This is a genomic window from Pseudomonas fluorescens (genome assembly GCF_902497775.2).
In the GTDB taxonomy this organism is placed as follows: Bacteria; Pseudomonadota; Gammaproteobacteria; order Pseudomonadales; family Pseudomonadaceae; genus Aquipseudomonas; species Aquipseudomonas putida_F.
In genome coordinates this window covers 1,045,695-1,063,416 of record NZ_OZ024668.1, presented here as the reverse complement: position 1 = coordinate 1,063,416, position 17,722 = coordinate 1,045,695, and the positions used below count along the sequence as shown (strand labels likewise).

Sequence of the window (17,722 nt, the reverse complement as noted above, 5' to 3'; positions counted from 1 at the left end):
ACAGGGCGTGCCAGCAGCCGGGACTGATCGGCTATGCTTGCGCAGCGCACGGAATGTGAAACTGGCTCGGGACTCATGGATATCAAGTTCACCAATCGCCTGTCCTACAAGCAAGCCCGGCTGACGGTCCTGGTCGGCTTCATCCTGGGTACATTGCTCAGTCTCATCCAGATCGGTATCGATTATGCCAGTGAAGACGCCTCTATCAACCGCGAGATGCAGGCGCTGCTGCAAATCAGCCACAACCCCGCCTCACGCATCGCCTACAACATCGATGCCGAGCTTGCCCAGGAGCTGACCCGTGGCCTGCTGCAATCGCCGGCGATTACCCGCGCCTGGCTGATCGACAACAACGAATCCGTACTCGCCGATGTTCAGCGCCCGCGTCAGGAAAGCAGCTACCGATTGATCAGCGATTTCCTCTTCGGTGAATCGCGCCAGTTCCAGGACCGGCTGTTTCTCAGCCACATGCCCGACGAATCCCTGGGCACCCTGTACCTGGACGTCGATACTTTCGCCTTCGGCAGCCGCTTTCTCAAGCGCGCCGAGGTCACCCTGCTCAATGGCTTCATGCGCAGCCTGATCCTGACCGGGATTCTGCTCGGCCTGTTCTACATCATGCTGACCCAGCCGCTGGTACGGGTGATCAGCGCCCTGAGCAACAGCGACTCGCGTAATCCGGCGCAATCAAAACTGTCGTTTCCGCCGGGCCACGAGCACGACGAGATCGGCGTGCTGGTCAAGGTCGCCAACCAGCAGTTCGTCAGCATGGCCACCGAGATCCAGCAACGGCGCAACGCCGAAAACCGCCTGACCGATTACCTCAACGAACTGGAGAACATCGTTTCGGCGCGTACCAACGAACTCAAGGCCAGCAACACCCGCCTCAGCCAGTCCAATGAAGAGCTCGAAGACGCCCGGCGCCGCGCTCTGGACATGGCCCAGGCCCGCGCAGCCTTCCTGGCCAACATGAGCCACGAGATTCGCACGCCGCTCAATGGCCTGCTGGGCATGATTGCCCTGTCTCTGGACAGCCCGCTCAATGCCGAACAACGCCAGCAGCTGTCGATCGCCCACGACTCGGGCAAGGTGCTGGTCGAGTTGCTCAACGATATTCTCGACCTGTCCAAGTTCGATGCCGGGCAACTGGAGCTCGAACGCATCCCCTTCGACCTTGGCGCCCTGGTCGAAGACACCGCCAACTTGCTGTCGCAGAACGCCGCGCCGAGTGTCGAGCTGACCTGCCTGATCGATCCGCAGTTTCCCTCGATGGTGCTCGGCGACCCGACCCGGGTACGGCAGATCGTCAGCAACCTGCTGTCCAATGCCCTGAAGTTCACCCGCTTCGGGCGTGTCGATGTGCGCCTGAGCAGCTACCCCGGCGGCGTTCACCTGGACGTCTGCGACACCGGCATCGGCATCCCCAGTGAGGCTCAGGTGCGGATCTTCCAGCCCTTCACCCAGGCCGGTGCCGGCATCACTCGCCAGTATGGAGGGACTGGCCTGGGGCTGGCGCTGACCAACAACCTCTGCGAAGCCATGCAGGGGCGCCTGAGCATCAGTTCCGAAGCCGGCTTCGGTAGCCAGTTCAGCGCCGAACTGCCATTGCCCAGTCATACCCCGGCAGTCCCTGCGCAACCATTGCATGGCAGCGTTGCAGCCATCAGCAGTGCCAGCAGTGGCCTGGCCGAACTGTTGCAGACGCTACTGCCCGGCTGGGGCCTGGAATACCAACGCTATGACCACCCGGCGCAGCTCGGACAAGCCAAGCCGGACCTGCTGATCACCGACGACCTGGACTGCCTGTTCAGCCTGCGCCCGCAGATCAGCGCACCGATTCTGCTGGTGACCGCCTATGGCAACTTCCTGCCCGGCGAACAGGCCGCCCATCTGGCACCGCTGCAGCAGCAGGCGCGGCCGCTGGCGCGCAACGCCCTGTACCAGACACTGCGGCGTACCCTGCATGGCAGCGACAACGTCAACCAGTCACCGTTGGGCGGCGCTCAACAAAGCGAACGGCGCGCGCGCATCCTGCTGGTTGAAGACAACCCGGTGAACCAGTTGGTGGCCAAGGGCATGCTGGCCAAGCTCGGTTGCGAGGTCAGCGTTGCCGCCCATGGCGCCGACGCCCTCGAACAGCTGGAGCAGGCAGCCTTCGACCTGGTGCTGATGGATTGCAACATGCCGGTGATGGACGGCTACGAAGCCAGCCGGCGGATCCGCCAGAGCGGGCACTGGCCCGACCTGCCAATCGTCGCCCTGACCGCCAACGCCATGCCCGAAGAGCGCGAGCGTTGCCGGGCAGCCGGAATGAGCGACTACCTGGCCAAACCGTTTCGCCGCGAAGAGCTGCTGGCGCTAATCGATCACTGGGTGCCGCTGACCGCTACCTGAGCAGTTTTTCGATCGATCCGCTCAAGGCATCCGGTTTGGTGCTCGGCGCATAGCGGGTGACCTTGCCGGTGGCCGGATCGAGCAGGAACTTGGTGAAGTTCCACTTGATCCCTTGCGAGCCGAACAAGCCGGGGGCACGCTTTTTCAGCTCGACAAACAGCGGATGAGCGCCGTCGCCATTGACCTCGATCTTGCGAAACAGCGGGAAGCTGACGCCGAAATTCAGCTCGCAGAACTGCGCAATTTCGCGCGCATCGCCCGGCTCCTGCTTGCCGAACTGGTTGCAGGGAAAGCCCAGCACCACCAGCCCCTGCTCGCGATAACGCTGCCAGAGCTGCTCCAGGCCCTTGTACTGCGGGGTAAAACCGCATTGGCTGGCGGTGTTGACCACCAGTAGTGCCTTGGCGGGGTAATCGGCCAGGGCTTTTTGCTCACCGGTCAGGGTAATGCAGGGAATCTTCAGCATTGCGTCGGCCATGACCTTTCTCCTTTGTCAGCGTGGAACCAGGTCCAGGCAGACCGAGTTGATGCAGTAGCGTAGCCCGGTCGGCGGCGGACCGTCGGGAAATACATGGCCCAGGTGAGCGGCGCACTTGGCGCAGGTGACCTCAGTACGGATCATGCCGTGGGAGGTATCGCGGATTTCGATCATCGCGCTGTCGGCAATCGGCGCATAGAAGCTTGGCCAGCCGCAGCCGGAATCAAATTTGGCGTTCGAATCGAACAGCGCTTCGTTACAGCAGATGCAATGGTAGACGCCGTCGGTCTTGGTGCCATTGTACTTGCCACTGAACGGCCGCTCGGTGCCCTTCAGGCGGCACACGTTGTACTGCTCGGGGTCGAGCATGGCACGCCATTCTTCCAGGGTTTTCTCGAGTTTTTCCATCATCAGGCCTCATCTGTCCAAAAACCGCGCGCCATGGCTTTTCCACAGCGCGGGCGGCACGTATATTATTGCGCCTCATCAGACATCAGTCTGGCACCCGCGTCATACGCATTTCAAACGTTTTCACAGCGCAATGCGCGGCGATCTTTTCTAATCGGGATCACATCATGCAGGTCAGCAAATCGAACAAGCTCGCCAATGTCTGCTATGACATTCGCGGCCCGGTGCTCAAGCACGCCAAACGCCTGGAAGAGGAAGGCCATCGCATCCTCAAGCTGAACATCGGCAACCCGGCACCCTTTGGTTTCGAGGCGCCGGACGAGATCCTCCAGGATGTAATCCGCAACCTGCCGACCGCTCAAGGCTACAGTGACTCGAAAGGCCTGTTCAGCGCGCGTAAGGCCGTGATGCAGTACTACCAGCAAAAGCAGGTAGAAGGTGTCGGCATCGAAGACATCTACCTGGGCAACGGCGTCTCCGAACTGATCGTGATGTCGATGCAGGCGCTGCTCAACAATGGCGATGAAGTGCTGATTCCGGCCCCGGACTACCCACTGTGGACCGCCGCAGTGAGCCTGGCCGGCGGTAACCCGGTGCACTACTTGTGCGATGAGCAGGCCGACTGGTTCCCGGACCTGGACGACATCAAGGCCAAGATCACCTCCAACACCAAGGCCCTGGTGATCATCAACCCGAACAACCCGACCGGTGCGGTGTACTCGCGCGAATTGCTGCTGGGCATGCTCGAGCTGGCCCGCCAGCACAACCTGGTGGTGTTCTCCGACGAGATCTACGACAAGATCCTCTATGACGAAGCCGTGCACATCTGCACCGCCTCGCTGGCCCCGGACCTGCTCTGCCTGACCTTCAACGGCCTGTCCAAGTCCTACCGAGTGGCGGGTTTCCGCTCCGGCTGGCTGGCCATCTCCGGGCCCAAGCATCACGCCCAAAGCTACATCGAAGGCATCGACATGCTGGCCAACATGCGTCTGTGTGCCAACGTGCCGAGCCAACACGCGATCCAGACGGCCCTGGGTGGTTATCAGAGCATCAACGACCTGGTGCTGCCACAAGGCCGCCTGCTGGAGCAGCGCAACCGCACCTGGGAACTGCTCAACAGTATTCCCGGAGTCAGCTGCGTCAAGCCGATGGGCGCGCTGTATGCGTTCCCGCGCATCGACCCGAAGGTCTGCCCGATCCACAACGACGAGAAGTTCGTCCTCGACCTGCTGCTTTCGGAAAAGCTGCTGATCGTCCAGGGCACCGCTTTCAACTGGCCGTGGCCTGACCACTTCCGCGTGGTGACCCTGCCACGGGTCGACGACCTCGAGCAGGCCATCGGCCGCATCGGAAACTTCCTGAAGACATATCAGCAGTAACCTACCGTTGATATGGAATCGTCTGCGCCCCTCCGGGCGCAGACCTTACAGACCAAGCTTTCAGCACCGACATCTCCCGCCGCTCTGGCGTGCGGGTTGCTGGAATTCGCCTGTAATAAAGGCAAGTACACAGTTTGAAATAGTCGCCCGGTTGAATCACTGCAGCGCGCACCTTATATACCCCGCATACGTGACACTTTTATCCGTCAGGAGAACGTAACAACCATGATGCGCATCTTACTGTTTGTGGCCACCAACCTCGCGGTTGTGCTGATTGCCAGCATTACCCTGAGCCTGTTTGGCTTCAACGGGTTCATGGCGGCCAACGGGGTTGACCTCAAACTCGACCAGCTGCTGATTTTCTGCGCGGTGTTCGGATTTGCCGGCTCGCTGATCTCGCTGTTCATCTCCAAGTGGATGGCGAAAATGAGCACTGGCACCCAGATCATCAGCCAACCGCGCACCCGCCACGAACAATGGCTGCTGCAGACCGTCGAGGAACTGTCCCGCGAAGCCGGCATCAAGATGCCGGAAGTCGGTATCTTCCCAGCCTACGAGGCCAACGCCTTCGCCACCGGCTGGAATCGCAACGATGCCCTGGTAGCGGTCAGCCAGGGCCTGCTCGAGCGCTTTTCGCCCGATGAAGTGCGCGCCGTGCTGGCTCACGAAATCGGCCACGTGGCCAATGGCGACATGGTCACCCTCGCCCTGGTGCAAGGCGTGGTCAACACCTTCGTGATGTTCTTTGCCCGCATCATCGGCAACTTCGTCGACAAGGTGATCTTCAAGAACGAAGAAGGCCAGGGCATTGCCTACTACATCGCGACCATCGTCGCCGAACTGGTGCTGGGTATCCTGGCCAGCATCATCGTCATGTGGTTCTCGCGCAAACGCGAGTTCCGCGCTGACGAAGCCGGTGCCCGCCTGGCCGGCACCAACGCAATGATCGGCGCCCTGCAGCGCCTGCGTTCGGAGCAAGGCGTGCCGGTGCACATGCCCGACACCCTGAACGCCTTCGGCATCAACGGCGGCCTCAAGCAGGGCCTGGCCGGCCTGCTGATGAGCCACCCGCCGCTGGAAGACCGCATCGAAGCCCTGCGCCGTCGCGGCTGATCGTTACCGGCAATAAAAAAGGGCGACTTCGGTCGCCCTTTTGCATTTCAGCGCTGTAAGCGGTACACCCGCTCGAGCAACTCCAGCACCCCAGCCTGCACGAACTTCGGGCTTTCAGCGAGAATGTCCCGCGCCTCAAGCTCCAGAGGCTGCCAATCAGCAAACAACTGTCGCACCTCTGCATCGACCACGGCAAAGGGCGGCCCCTGCAGCAGGGCCTGGTCGTAATCCAGCGTAATCAAAAGGCCCTGGCAACCCTGCGGCAGGTATCCGCTCAGCAACGCACCATAGCGCTGGCGCAACATAGGCGGCAAGGCAATCACCGCGGCACGGTCATACAGCGCGGTGCAGTTCGCGATATCCTCGGCCGTCAGGGCGAAGAAATCACCACACCACAACTGTAGGTTGCCGCTGCGATAGGTCTTGAAGGCGCCCTGCTGGCCGACTTCGGGTTGCAACTGCTGCTCGCTGAAAAAATCCTCCACCGCCTTCTGTGAAAGCTCGATACCGAGCACCTGATGACCCTGCCCGGCCAGCCAGAGCAGATCCAGGCTTTTGCCGCACAACGGCACCAGCACCTTGCTACCCGGCGCCAGGCCCAGGCTGGGCCAGTATTGTTGCAGATCGCTGTTGACCCGCTGCTGATGAAAGCCGATCTGGTTGTCTGCCCAGCGCTTGTGCCAAAACTCTGCCTGCATGGCATACCTCGAATTATTCGATAAGATTATGCAAAAACTTATATTGGAATCAGATCAATGATCTGCCGGAAGATGGACCCATCTTAACCGCCAGGACCCTTTCCATGCTGCCCAGCCTGTTTATTTCTCATGGCTCGCCCATGCTCGCCCTCGAGCCCGGCGCCAGCGGCCCGGCCCTGGCACGCCTGGCCGCAGAGCTGGCGCACCCCAAGGCCATCGTGGTGGTCTCGGCGCACTGGGAGAGCCACGAGCTGTGGATATCCAGCCATCCACAACCGCAGACCTGGCATGACTTCGGTGGTTTTCCTGCCGCCCTATATGCCGTGCAGTACCCGGCACCCGGCGAACCGGCGCTGGCCGAGCGCCTGACGGGCCTGCTGTGCGACGCCGGGCTACCCGCCCGCCTCGACCCCAAACGCCCTTTTGACCATGGCGCCTGGGTGCCCCTGTCGCTGATGTACCCGGCGGCCGACATCCCTGTGGTGCAGATTTCCCTGCCCAGCCAGATGGGCCCGCAACTGCAGGAACTGGTGGGCAAGGCGCTGGCGCCGTTGCGCGAGGAAGACATCCTGCTGATCGGCTCGGGCAGCATTACCCACAACCTGCGCGAGCTGGATTGGCAGGCCGGCCCGGAAAGCGTCGAGCCGTGGGCCTTGGCGTTTCGTGACTGGATGATCGAAAAACTGACAGCCAACGACACCCCTGCCCTGCATGACTACCGCCAGCAGGCGCCGTTTGCGGTGCGTAACCATCCGAGTGATGAACACTTGCTGCCGCTGTACTTCGCCCGGGGTGCCGGCGGGCAGTTCGCAGTTGCCCATCAGGGGTTTACGCTCGGGGCGCTGGGCATGGACATTTACCGGTTCGACTGATCAGAATTGCGACCGCTTCGCGCTCGATCGCGGGCTTGACCCGCGATGAGGCCAGTCCCGCCAACTTTCATACAGGCAAAAAAATCCCCGACTCAGTCGGGGATTTTTTTATCGCTTGCGGATCAGTCTTCGCGGTAGCGGCGCAGCTTCAGCTGCTTGCCGGCAACACGAGTGTCCTTGAGCTTGGTCAGCAGACGCTCCAGACCTTCCTCCGGCAGCTCGACCAGGCTGAAGCTGTCTCGCACCTGGATGCGGCCGATAGCTTCGCGGGCCAGGCCGCCTTCGTTGAGGATGGCGCCCAGCAGGTTCTTGGCGGCGATACCGTCACGCGCGCCCAGCGCGGTCCGGCAACGAGCACGACCCTCGCCCAGCGGCATTGGTGCACGACGCTCACGCTCGCCACGCTCTGGACGATCGCCAGTGCGCTCACGCGGGGTGTAGGTCGGAACCAGCGGCTGCTCTTTCTCGACGGCGTCCAGGGTCAGGGCCTGACCGTTGGTAGCCTTGCGCAGCAGAGCGGCGGCCAGGGCACGTGGGCTGCAACCGATGTCGGCGGTCAGGCGATCAAGCAGATCACCGTGAGTCGACTCAGCGTCAGCAACCAGCGGCGCCAGGCTGTTGGTCAGCTTCTTGATGCGTGCATCCAGAACAGCCTGGGCGTTCGGCAGGCGAACTTCAGCAACCTTCTGACCGGTAACACGCTCGATCACCTGCAGCATGCGACGCTCGCGCGGGGTAACCAGCAGCAGCGCACGACCTTCGCGACCGGCACGGCCAGTACGGCCGATACGGTGGACGTAGGACTCTGGGTCGTACGGCATGTCAACGTTGAACACGTGAGTGATGCGCGGTACGTCCAGACCACGGGCAGCGACGTCGGTAGCGACGACGATGTCCAGACGACCATCCTTGAGCGAGTCGATAACGCGCTCACGCTGGTTCTGGGCAATGTCACCGTTCAGCGCAGCGGCCTTGTAGCCTTTGGCTTCGAGGGCGCTGGCCAGGTCCAGGGTGGCTTGCTTGGTACGCACGAAGGCGATCAGTGCGTCGAACTCTTCTACTTCCAGCAAACGCAGGACAGCGGAAACCTTCTGGTCAGCGTGGACCATCAGGTGAGCTTGTTCGATGGCGGTGACGGTCTGGGTCTTGGTCTGGATCTTGACGTGCTTCGGCTCGCGCAGGTGGCGCTCGGCGATGGCACGGATAGAAGCAGGCAGGGTGGCCGAGAACAGTACGGTCTGACGGCTTTCCGGCATGGCCTTGAAGATGACTTCGAGGTCGTCCATGAAGCCCAGCTTGAGCATTTCGTCGGCTTCGTCGAGCACCAGGTGGTTGACGGTCGCCAGGACTTTCTCGTCGCGACGCAGGTGGTCGCACAGACGGCCCGGGGTAGCTACGACGATTTGCGCGCCATTGCGGATTGCTTTCAGTTGTGGGCCCATCGGGGCACCACCGTATACGGCTACCACGGTAACGCCCGGCATCTGCTTGGCGTAGGTTTCGAATGCGGTAGCAACTTGCAGCGCCAACTCACGGGTTGGCGCCAGGATCAGGGCTTGCGGCTCGCGCTTGCTCGGGTCGATACGGTGCAGGATTGGCAGAGCGAAGGCAGCGGTTTTACCGGTACCTGTCTGCGCCTGACCGATCATGTCGTGACCAGCAAGAATAATCGGGATCGATTGCTGCTGAATTGCCGATGGCTCTTCGTAGCCAGTGGCAACAACGGCGGCAACAATACTTGGATGAAGATCGAGAGCGGCGAAGCCGCCGGTTTCCTGGGTCATGGGTCTGCCTCTAAGTGCATCCGCAAAGACCCATGCTCCAAAGCTGCACATGCCTTGTAAGACCCGAAGGTCACCCTGGCAGCTTTGTCGGCGGGGATTTGCGAAAACGATTGAAGAAAAATAGGAACGTCAAGGAGAGTCCGCGGGGCGGACGCGCAGCCGAAGCTGGCTTCGGGGAATTGCACTACCTTAAACGAGGTCCGGTGAAAGACCGGCGCGTACTATACCTGAATTCGCCATTCACGGGAGATTTTTTTAATGAAACACGCCAGCGCCAGGCCACGCTACGGCGGGCCCGGGAAGAGAACGACGCTGGCGGCTGAATCGATTTTCCGCCAGTGACACAGTGACGCGCCTCAGGACGCCGGGCGAATCGCCCCGATCAACGGTTGCAACGAGTAGCCCAGCTGCGGCGCCAGGGCTTCGGCCCGCGCAGTCAGGCCGGGCAGGTCGAGCTGCTGCTCCAGGTCGGCCGGGACCATGAGGATCACATTGCCCTCCTTGACCGGCAGTTCCCAGTAATGACGATGGTACAGGCCGCGCAGCAACGCCGCGCCCAAGGGCTTGCCGTCGTCACTGGCCCATTGGTTGATCACCAGCCAGCCGCCGGGGTTCAGGCGCTTCTGGCAATTTTCCAGAAAGCCCCAGGCCAGGTGGGCGACACCGGGGCCATGGTCGGTGTACAGGTCGACGAAGATCAGGTCGGCGGGCTCGGCAGTCTCGAGCAGCTCCATGGCATCGCCGATGCGAATGTACAGCCGCGGATCGTCATCCAGGCCCATGTATTCGATGGCCAGGCGCGGCACATCCGGGCGCAGTTCGATGGCTTCGACGTCTTCCAGCGGCAGGAACTTGAGGCACGCCTGGGTCAGGGTGCCGGCGCCCAGGCCAAGAAACAGCGCGCTCTCGGGCTCAGGGTGCGCCAGCGCGCCGATCAGCATGGCCCGGGTGTAGTCGTACTCCAGCCAGCTCGGGTCGGCGGTGAACACGCAGCTCTGCTCGATCGCCTCGCCAAATTCGAGAAAGCGATAGTCGTCGACTTCCAACACGCTGATGGTGCCGTACTGGTCATGCACCTGGGCCAGCAGTCGCTCTACCCGTTCCTCTGTCATGCTGTCTCCCGGCAGGCGCCGCTGTACCGCGCAAAAAACCGCCATTGTCGGTCAATAGCGCCAGTGCAACAAGGCATGCAGCACCTGTTAACATGACAGACAGCCCTTTTCCGACCAGATCGAGCCTGCAATGAACCACCCTTGGAGTCCTGACAGCTGGCGCGCCCTGCCGATCCAGCAACAACCAAGCTACCCCGACACCACGCACCTGCTCAAGGTCGAGCAGACCCTGGCCAGCTATCCGCCGCTGGTGTTCGCGGGCGAAGCCCGGGAGCTGCGCCGGCAATTTGCCGAAGTCACCCACGGCCGGGCGTTCCTGTTGCAAGGCGGTGACTGCGCCGAGAGCTTCGCCGAGTTCTCTGCGGCGAAGATCCGCGACACCTTCAAGGTACTGCTGCAAATGGCCGTGGTCATGACCTTCGCCGCCGGCTGCCCGGTGGTCAAGGTCGGGCGCATGGCCGGGCAATTCGCCAAACCGCGTTCGGCGGGCGATGAAACCATCGGCGGGGTAACCTTGCCGGCCTACCGTGGCGATATCGTCAACGGCATCGGTTTCGACGAAAAGAGCCGGGTGCCGGACCCCGAGCGCCTGCTGCAGGCTTACCACCAGTCCACCGCCAGCCTCAACCTGCTGCGCGCCTTCGCCCAGGGCGGTTTTGCCGACCTGCATCAGGTGCACAAGTGGAACCTGGATTTCATCGCCAACTCGGCGCTGGCGGAAAAATACAGCCAACTGGCCGACCGCATCGACGAGACCCTGGCCTTCATGCGCGCCTGCGGCATGGACAGCCTGCCGCAACTGCGCGAAACCAGCTTCTTCACCGCCCACGAGGCACTGCTGTTGAACTATGAAGAAGCGCTGGTACGGCGTGACAGCCTGACCAACGACTACTATGCCTGTTCGGCGCACATGCTCTGGATCGGCGACCGCACCCGCCAGCTCGACGGCGCCCATGTGGAGTTCATGCGCGGGGTGAACAACCCGATCGGGGTCAAGGTCGGCCCGAGCATGAACACCGAAGATCTCATCCGCCTGATCGATGTGCTCAACCCGGACAACGACCCCGGCCGCCTCAACCTGATCGTGCGCATGGGCGCCAACAAGGTCGGCGATCACCTGCCGGCGCTGATCCGTAGCGTCGAGCGCGAAGGCCGCAAGGTGCTGTGGAGTTCCGACCCGATGCACGGCAACACCATCAAGGCCAGCAGCGGCTACAAGACCCGCGATTTCGCCCAGATCCTCAGCGAGGTCAAGCAGTTCTTCCAGGTGCATCAGGCCGAGGGCAGCCATGCCGGCGGCATCCATATCGAGATGACCGGGCAGAACGTCACCGAATGCATTGGCGGCGCAAGGCCCATCACCGAAGACGCCCTCTCCGACCGCTACCACACCCATTGCGACCCGCGGATGAATGCCGATCAGTCGCTGGAACTGGCCTTCCTCATCGCCGAAACCCTCAAGCAGGTACGTCGCTAGAAGTACTGCGGGCCAGCGCCACGCGCAAGCGTGCGGCGCTGGCCCGCGGGCAGTTCAACTGCACCTCGGCCAGGCCCAGCCAGGTGGCCATACCTTGCAGGCTCTGCGCCAGGGCCTGCATGCCCGCTTCATCCAGCCCCACCGCCTCTTCATGCACGGCGTGTACCGCCAGGCGCTCATTGCCACGCTCGGCACGCAGGTCGACCCGGGCGGCAATGCGTTCGTTGTGCAGGAACGGCAGCACGTAATAGCCATACACGCGCTTGTGCGCAGGCGTGTAGATCTCCAAGCGGTAGCGGAAATCAAACAGACGCTCGGTACGTTCACGCTCCCAGACCAGCGAGTCGAAGGGCGAGAGCAAGGCGCTGCTGCTTACCTTGCGCGGCACCCGGAGCGCGCCCAGGCAGTACGCCGGTTGCGTCCAGCCCTGTACCGCACAGGCCTGCAGGGCCCCCTCCTCGACCAGCTCGGCCAGCCGTGCGCGGCTGTCGCCAGGGGCCAGGCGAAAGTAGTCACGCAGGTCCTTCTCGGTGGCCACCCCCAACGCCCCGGCGGCATGCAGTATCAGTGCGCGTTGAGCGTCGGCCTCTGCCATGGGCGCTTGATCAAGCAATGCCGCCGGCAGCACCCGTTCGGGCAAATCGTACAGGCGCTCGAAACCGCGGCGGCCGGCGACATTGACCAGCCCTGCGGCAAACAGCCATTCCAGCGCGTGCTTCTCGGCACTCCAGTCCCACCAGGGGCCGGCGCGCTCCTGGCGGGTCGACAGGCTCCCCGCGCCCAGCGCGCCCTGCTCGGTCACCGCCGCCAGCACCCGGGCGATGGTCGCTTGCTGCTCGCGACCAAATCGCGCCAGCTGTTGATAGATACCCTGGCCCTGGCGCGCACGGTCCATGCGCCAGCGCAACAGCGGATACAGCTGCAGCGGCAGCAGCGAGGCTTCATGTCCCCAGTATTCAAAGAGTTTGCGCTGCCGGTTGCGGCCCCAGGCCAACTGATCGAGCAGCGCCTGTGGATAATTGCCGAGACGGGAAAACAGCGGAAGGTAGTGCGAACGCACCAGGGCATTGACCGAATCGATCTGCACCACACCCAGGCGCTCGATCATCCGGTTCAGTTGCGCGGCACCGATCGAGGTACTTGCCGGCCGGTTGTTGAAACCTTGTGCGGACAACGCCAGGCGGCGCGCCTGGGCCAGGGAAAGGGACTGTGTGGTGGGCATGCCCGGCTCCTTGTGAACAAGCCCACTTACACTAGTCGCGGCACCTGCATGACGCGACTCATTTTTTCAGCGGGTCATCCCAGAATGGCCGCTCCACTTCGCGCAGGATATCCGCCCGGCTCAAGCCGATATCGTCCAGTGCCGCATCGCTCAGGCGTGCCAGTTCGCGGCGCTCGCGATGCAGTTGGCGCCAGCGCGTCAGTCGCTGGGTCGCGGCATGGGTGACGTAGTGAAACCAGCTGTGCTGGGACGTCGAGTACTGCAGAACAAGCGACTTCTGACCTTTCATCGTCTTACCCTCCTGTTGGGATGACGACAGTGTCAGACTCGGCATAAGATCAATCCAACGAATGTTTCTTATGTAATACATCTAGGAGATTGATGCCTTGTCCCAGTACCAGAGTATCGATTCCGACGTGCTGCGCACCTTCGTCGCCATTGCCGAACACGGCGGCTTCACCCGCGCCGGCGAAGTGGTCAACCGCACCCAGTCGGCGGTGAGCATGCAGATGAAGCGTTTGGAAGAGGACATCATCCAGCGCCAGCTGTTCGAGCGCGATGGCCGCCAGGTGCGCCTGACCGCCGAGGGCCAGGTGCTGCTCGGCTATGCCCGGCGCATCCTCAAGTTGCACGGCGAGGTGTTCAATACTTTGCGCATGCCGCACATGGTCGGCATGGTACGCATCGGCACCCCGGACGACTATGCCATGCGCTTTTTGCCGGGCATCCTGTCAAGCTTCGCCCAGGCCTATCCGCTGGTTCAGGTCGAGGTCCATTGCGAAAGTTCGCGGCAGTTGATGCAACGCCAGGACCTGGACCTGACCATCATCACCCGTGAACCGGGCAACGAAATTGGCCAACTGCTGCGCCGCGAGCGTGCAGTGTGGGTGCAGGCCCAGGGCTTCTGCCCGCATGAACACAACCCGCTGCCGCTGGCGATGTTCAACTGCGACTGCTACTGCCGGACCTGGGCCTGCAATGCCCTGGATGCCATAGAAAAGGAGTACCGGATCGCCTACACCAGCGCCAGCACCGCGGCGATCATGGCCGTGGTCAGCGCCGGCCTGGCCGTCACCGCGCAGCTGCAAAGCCTGATCACCAGCGACTTGCAAATCATTGGCGAGGCCGAGGGCCTGCCGCCTCTGCCGACAGCGAGCATCATGCTGCTGCGCAATCGCACCACACAGTCGGAAATGACCGACAGCCTGGCCGAGTACATCATCGAAGGCTTCAGATCTTGAAGGCGAGCATTACCGCGCAGAGCACCAGAAAGCCACAGAACAGCGAGCGCAGGACTTTTTCCGGCAGGGCGTGAGCCAGCTTCACGCCCCAGCTGATGCTCAGCAGGCCACCGATTGCCAGCGGTATGCCCATGCTCCACAGCACATGCTGATGCAGGCTGTAGGTCAGCAAGGTGACGGCGGTACTGGGGGCCGCCAAGGCCAGTGACAAGCCCTGGGCAACCACTTGGGTGGTGCCGAACACGCTGGTCAGCACCGGGGTTGCCACCACGGCCCCACCGACACCGAACAAGCCGCCCAGCACCCCGGCGCCGCTACCCAGCACGCCGAGCCACGGCCAGGGCTGGCGCAGCTCGCTGGACGGCTGTGCGCTGCGCATGAACATCCGCGCCAGGTTCCAGGCCGCCAGCGCGACCAGAAACAGCACAAAGCCCAAACGCATGGCCTGGGCATCGACGCCCACCGCCCAGATCGAACCGAGCCAGGCAAACACAAAGCTGGTCGCAGCCAGGGGCAAGGCATGCTTGAGTTCGATGCGATTGCGCTGGTGATAACGCCACAGCGCCAGCAGCACATTGGGCACTACCATCACCAGGGCTGTGCCTTGGGCCAATTGCTGGTCGAGACCGAACAGCACCCCCAGCGCCGGAATCGCGATCAGCCCGCCGCCAATGCCGAACAACCCACCTACTGTGCCCAATGCCGCGCCCAGTGCTATGTACATCGCCCACTCGATCATCGCCGTCTCTCTGGATTGCCAATCGCTGCATGCTACCGAGCCGGCGCTAGCGGGGAAACGCACAGCAACGCACAATGGCTATGCCATTTTCGCAAAAGCAGATCCACCCCATGAACCCCGATGCCCTGACCGAACAACTCAGCCTGTTTCTCGATGTACTGGAAACCGGTAGTTTTTCCGCCACCGCCCGGCGCCACCCATTGACGCCTTCGGCGGTGGCACGACGTATCGACAGCCTGGAAAGCGCGGTCGGCAGCCGCCTGTTTGTGCGCAGCACCCATGCGGTTAGGCCGACCCCGGCGGGCAATGCCTTTGCCGAACGCGCCCGACGGATTGTCGAAGAGCTGCGCCTGGCCCGCGCTGAAGCGGTATCGCTGAGCAACGCCCCGGAAGGCCTGATCCGCATTGATGCCCCGGCCGCCTTCGGCCGCCGCCACCTGGCCCCGGCCATTGCCGACTTCCTCGTCGCCTACCCCGGGCTGGACGTGCAACTGCGCTTGATCGACAGCTTCGTCGACCTGCACGGCTCGCACCTGGGTGAGGTCGACCTGGTGCTGCGCGCAGGCCCCCTGGCCGACACTCGCCTGGTAGCCACGCCCCTGGCCTATATGGTCCGCATTGCCTGCGCCAGCCCCGCATACCTGGCCCAGCGCGGCATTCCCGCAAGCCCGGCAGAGCTGCCCGAACACGACGGCCTCGATTGGGACGGCCTGGCCCCGCCTTTCGCCTGGCGCTTCGCGGTCGAGGGGCACATGCGCCTGTACCGCCCGACGCGCATGCGCATGAGCGCCAACAACGCCGAAACACTGCTGTTCGGTGCCCTAGCCGGACTGGGCATCGCCCACCTGCCCACCTGGCTGATCAGCGAATACCTGCTGCGCGGCGAGTTACTCCCGCTATTCTGTGACAACGGTCTGCCCAGCGCCGAAAGCAGCGGTATCTATGCCTTGCGCCTGGAACATGAAACGAACTCTCGCAGCCGTTTGCTGCTCGAATTCCTCAAGAGCCGCTTCAGCCCAATCCCACCGTGGGACCTGGCGCTGCAAAGCGAGCTGCGCTGGCAGTAAGTGCGCAAATGACCTGCGTGCTAAATTTAAAGGACTTAACCCATTAAAGGATGTGCATGAACGCCGACCCGAAAGCGCCTGTTCCCTGCGACGAACTGCGCCTGGATAACCAGCTGTGTTTTGCCCTGCACTCGACTTCGCTGCTGATGACCAAGGTCTACAAGCCGCTGCTGCACAAGCTCGGGCTGACTTATCCACAGTACCTGGCGATGCTCGTGCTGTGGGAACAGGACGGTTTGACGGTCGGCGAGATCAGCCAGCGCCTGCTCACCGATCCGGGTTCACTTACCCCGTTGCTCAAACGCCTGGAAGCCGAAGGCCTGCTCAAGCGCACCCGCAGCCGTGAAGACGAACGGGTCGTACTGGTGCAGTTGACCGAGCAAGGCCGCGCCCTGCAGGCCCGGGCAAAAGAGATACCCCACTGCCTCCTGGCCGCCAGCGGCGAGAACCTCGAACGCTTGCAACAGTTGCAGGCCGACTTGCTGGAATTGCGCGCCAACCTGCAAAAAAGCCTCTGAGCGCTATGCTGAGAAATGACCGTTCGTAGGTCAGCCGAAAAATTATCTTGCGCGCTAAATAATTGCGCGCTAATTTAATTTCCATACCCACTCAGCGCTGCGGCGCAACTCACCAAGCGAGGCTCATCATGCAAAAGGTCACTCCGCTGTACATTGCCCAAGCCACATCCACCGGTGGTCGCGACGGCGGTTCGCGCGCCAGCGACGGCAAGCTGGAAGTCAAGCTGAGCACCCCCAAGGAGCTGGGCGGCGCGGGTGGAGACGGCACCAACCCAGAACAACTGTTTGCCGCCGGTTATTCGGCTTGCTTTATCGGCGCCCTGAAATTTGTCGCCGGCCTGCAGAAGAAGGCCCTGCCCGCTGACAGCTCGATCACCGCCAAAGTCGGCATCGGCCAGATTCCGGGTGGTTTCGGCCTGGACATCGACCTCGACATCAACCTGCCGGGCCTGGAACAAGCCGAAGCGCAAGCACTGGTCGACGCCGCCCACCAGGTTTGCCCGTACTCCAATGCCACACGCGGCAACGTTGATGTACGCCTGAACGTGACTGTCTGATCGGCAGCTTGCAGGCATAAAAAAACCCGGCCAAGGCCGGGTTTTTCGATTTCGCAGGAATGCCAGGCTTAAACCTTGGCACGGCCCTTGTAGGAACCGCCTTCGCGAGTGTCGATCTCGATCCAGTCGCCGATTTCGATGAAGTCAGCAACGCTCAGCTCGGTACCGTTCTTCAGCTTGGCAGGCTTCATGACCTTGCCCGAAGTGTCGCCGCGAGCGGAACCTTCGGTGTAGTCAACCTGACGTACGATGGTGGTTGGCAGGTCAACCGAAACCAGGCGCTCTTCGAAGAACACTGCTTCGCAGACGTCTTCCATGCCTTCTTCGATGAACGGCAGAACGGCCTCGATGTCTTCGGCGTTCAGCTCGTACATGGTGTAGTCAGTGGTATCCATGAAGGTGTAGGTGTCGCCGTTGATGAACGACAGGGTCGCTTCTTTGCGATCCAGGATCACGTCGTCCAGCTTGTCGTCGGCCGAGTAGACGGTTTCAGTCTTGTAGCCGGTCAGCAGGTTCTTCAGCTTGGTCTTCATGATCGCGCTGTTACGGCCCGACTTGGTGAACTCAGCCTTCTGAACCAGCCATGGATCGTTGTCGATACGGATCACGGTACCGGGTTTCAGTTCTTTACCAGTTTTCATTGCGATATATCCGAATTTGGAT

Annotated in this window: 17 protein-coding genes and 1 pseudogene; 9 read left to right on the top strand and 9 right to left on the bottom strand. The window is 62.2% G+C overall.

Annotation, left to right across the window (positions count from 1 at the left end):
* Positions 1-33 precede the first annotated feature (33 nt).
* Entirely contained in the window at positions 34-2,394 is a 2,361-nt protein-coding gene (locus tag F8N82_RS05050; RefSeq protein WP_080764695.1) for a response regulator, read from the top strand.
* On the opposite strand, the gene F8N82_RS05045 is transcribed toward F8N82_RS05050, so the two are convergent.
* The gene (locus F8N82_RS05045) at positions 2,387-2,872 is read right to left on the bottom strand and encodes a glutathione peroxidase (RefSeq protein ID WP_038994127.1); all 486 of its coding nucleotides are present in this window, start codon (positions 2,870-2,872) and stop codon (positions 2,387-2,389) included. The genes F8N82_RS05050 and F8N82_RS05045 overlap by 8 nt on opposite strands.
* A gap of 15 nt (positions 2,873-2,887) precedes the next feature.
* Positions 2,888-3,280: a peptide-methionine (R)-S-oxide reductase MsrB gene (msrB, locus tag F8N82_RS05040; protein ID WP_038999224.1), complete on the bottom strand. Its 393-nt coding sequence runs from the start codon at positions 3,278-3,280 to the stop codon at positions 2,888-2,890.
* 167 nt (positions 3,281-3,447) lie between these two features.
* Here msrB and F8N82_RS05035 point away from each other — a divergent pair, with 167 nt between their 5' ends.
* A complete protein-coding gene (locus tag F8N82_RS05035; RefSeq protein ID WP_038994126.1) occupies positions 3,448-4,659 on the top strand; it encodes a pyridoxal phosphate-dependent aminotransferase in 1,212 nt (403 codons plus the stop codon).
* 225 nt (positions 4,660-4,884) lie between these two features.
* Positions 4,885-5,772, top strand: a complete 888-nt coding sequence (htpX, locus tag F8N82_RS05030; protein ID WP_036996500.1) for a protease HtpX — start codon at positions 4,885-4,887, stop codon at positions 5,770-5,772.
* A 47-nt stretch (positions 5,773-5,819) separates the two neighbouring features.
* Here htpX and F8N82_RS05025 read toward each other — a convergent pair whose 3' ends face one another.
* Positions 5,820-6,470 carry a thiopurine S-methyltransferase gene (locus tag F8N82_RS05025; protein WP_038994125.1) on the bottom strand — a complete coding sequence of 217 codons (651 nt, stop codon included), beginning with the start codon at positions 6,468-6,470 and terminating at the stop codon, positions 5,820-5,822.
* 104 nt (positions 6,471-6,574) lie between these two features.
* Here F8N82_RS05025 and F8N82_RS05020 point away from each other — a divergent pair, with 104 nt between their 5' ends.
* On the top strand, positions 6,575-7,342 hold the full coding sequence (locus tag F8N82_RS05020) for a DODA-type extradiol aromatic ring-opening family dioxygenase (RefSeq protein WP_038994124.1): 768 nt from the start codon (positions 6,575-6,577) through the stop codon (positions 7,340-7,342).
* Between the two features lie 122 nt (positions 7,343-7,464).
* Here F8N82_RS05020 and F8N82_RS05015 read toward each other — a convergent pair.
* Together F8N82_RS05015 and F8N82_RS05010 are read right to left on the bottom strand one after the other, a co-directional pair.
* Positions 7,465-9,160, bottom strand: a pseudogene (locus tag F8N82_RS05015) (DEAD/DEAH box helicase).
* A gap of 322 nt (positions 9,161-9,482) precedes the next feature.
* Positions 9,483-10,238 (bottom strand): spermidine synthase, encoded by a 756-nt coding sequence (locus F8N82_RS05010; RefSeq protein WP_038994121.1) that lies wholly within the window; start codon positions 10,236-10,238, stop codon positions 9,483-9,485.
* 130 nt (positions 10,239-10,368) lie between these two features.
* Between F8N82_RS05010 and F8N82_RS05005 the strand changes: the two genes are divergently transcribed.
* The gene (locus F8N82_RS05005) at positions 10,369-11,715 is read left to right on the top strand and encodes a class II 3-deoxy-7-phosphoheptulonate synthase (protein ID WP_038994119.1); all 1,347 of its coding nucleotides are present in this window, start codon (positions 10,369-10,371) and stop codon (positions 11,713-11,715) included.
* On the opposite strand, the gene F8N82_RS05000 is transcribed toward F8N82_RS05005, so the two are convergent.
* Both F8N82_RS05000 and F8N82_RS04995 read right to left on the bottom strand, forming a co-directional pair.
* Positions 11,696-12,937, bottom strand: coding sequence for a winged helix-turn-helix domain-containing protein (locus F8N82_RS05000; RefSeq protein WP_038994118.1), 1,242 nt, complete (start codon positions 12,935-12,937; stop codon positions 11,696-11,698). The two genes, F8N82_RS05005 and F8N82_RS05000, sit on opposite strands and share 20 nt — an antisense overlap.
* Before the next feature lie 58 nt (positions 12,938-12,995).
* Positions 12,996-13,226 carry a DUF1127 domain-containing protein gene (locus F8N82_RS04995; RefSeq protein ID WP_038994117.1) on the bottom strand — a complete coding sequence of 77 codons (231 nt, stop codon included), beginning with the start codon at positions 13,224-13,226 and terminating at the stop codon, positions 12,996-12,998.
* Between the two features lie 97 nt (positions 13,227-13,323).
* Between F8N82_RS04995 and F8N82_RS04990 the strand changes: the two genes are divergently transcribed.
* Positions 13,324-14,178, top strand: a complete 855-nt coding sequence (locus F8N82_RS04990; RefSeq protein ID WP_038994116.1) for a LysR family transcriptional regulator — start codon at positions 13,324-13,326, stop codon at positions 14,176-14,178.
* On the opposite strand, the gene F8N82_RS04985 is transcribed toward F8N82_RS04990, so the two are convergent.
* A complete protein-coding gene (locus F8N82_RS04985) occupies positions 14,168-14,917 on the bottom strand; it encodes a sulfite exporter TauE/SafE family protein (protein ID WP_038994115.1) in 750 nt (249 codons plus the stop codon). The genes F8N82_RS04990 and F8N82_RS04985 overlap by 11 nt on opposite strands.
* A 110-nt stretch (positions 14,918-15,027) precedes the next feature.
* On the opposite strand from F8N82_RS04985, the gene F8N82_RS04980 reads away from it, so the two are divergent.
* The 3 genes from F8N82_RS04980 (at position 15,028) to F8N82_RS04970 (ending at position 17,059) form a co-directional block, all read left to right on the top strand.
* On the top strand, positions 15,028-15,984 hold the full coding sequence (locus F8N82_RS04980) for a LysR family transcriptional regulator (RefSeq protein WP_038994113.1): 957 nt from the start codon (positions 15,028-15,030) through the stop codon (positions 15,982-15,984).
* A 56-nt stretch (positions 15,985-16,040) separates the two neighbouring features.
* Positions 16,041-16,502: a MarR family winged helix-turn-helix transcriptional regulator gene (locus F8N82_RS04975; RefSeq protein ID WP_038994112.1), complete on the top strand. Its 462-nt coding sequence runs from the start codon at positions 16,041-16,043 to the stop codon at positions 16,500-16,502.
* A 128-nt stretch (positions 16,503-16,630) separates the two neighbouring features.
* Positions 16,631-17,059, top strand: coding sequence for an organic hydroperoxide resistance protein (locus tag F8N82_RS04970; protein WP_038994111.1), 429 nt, complete (start codon positions 16,631-16,633; stop codon positions 17,057-17,059).
* Between the two features lie 68 nt (positions 17,060-17,127).
* Here the strand turns inward: F8N82_RS04970 and F8N82_RS04965 are convergent, their stop codons facing one another.
* Positions 17,128-17,700, bottom strand: coding sequence for an elongation factor P (locus tag F8N82_RS04965; protein WP_038994110.1), 573 nt, complete (start codon positions 17,698-17,700; stop codon positions 17,128-17,130).
* Positions 17,701-17,722 lie beyond the last annotated feature (22 nt).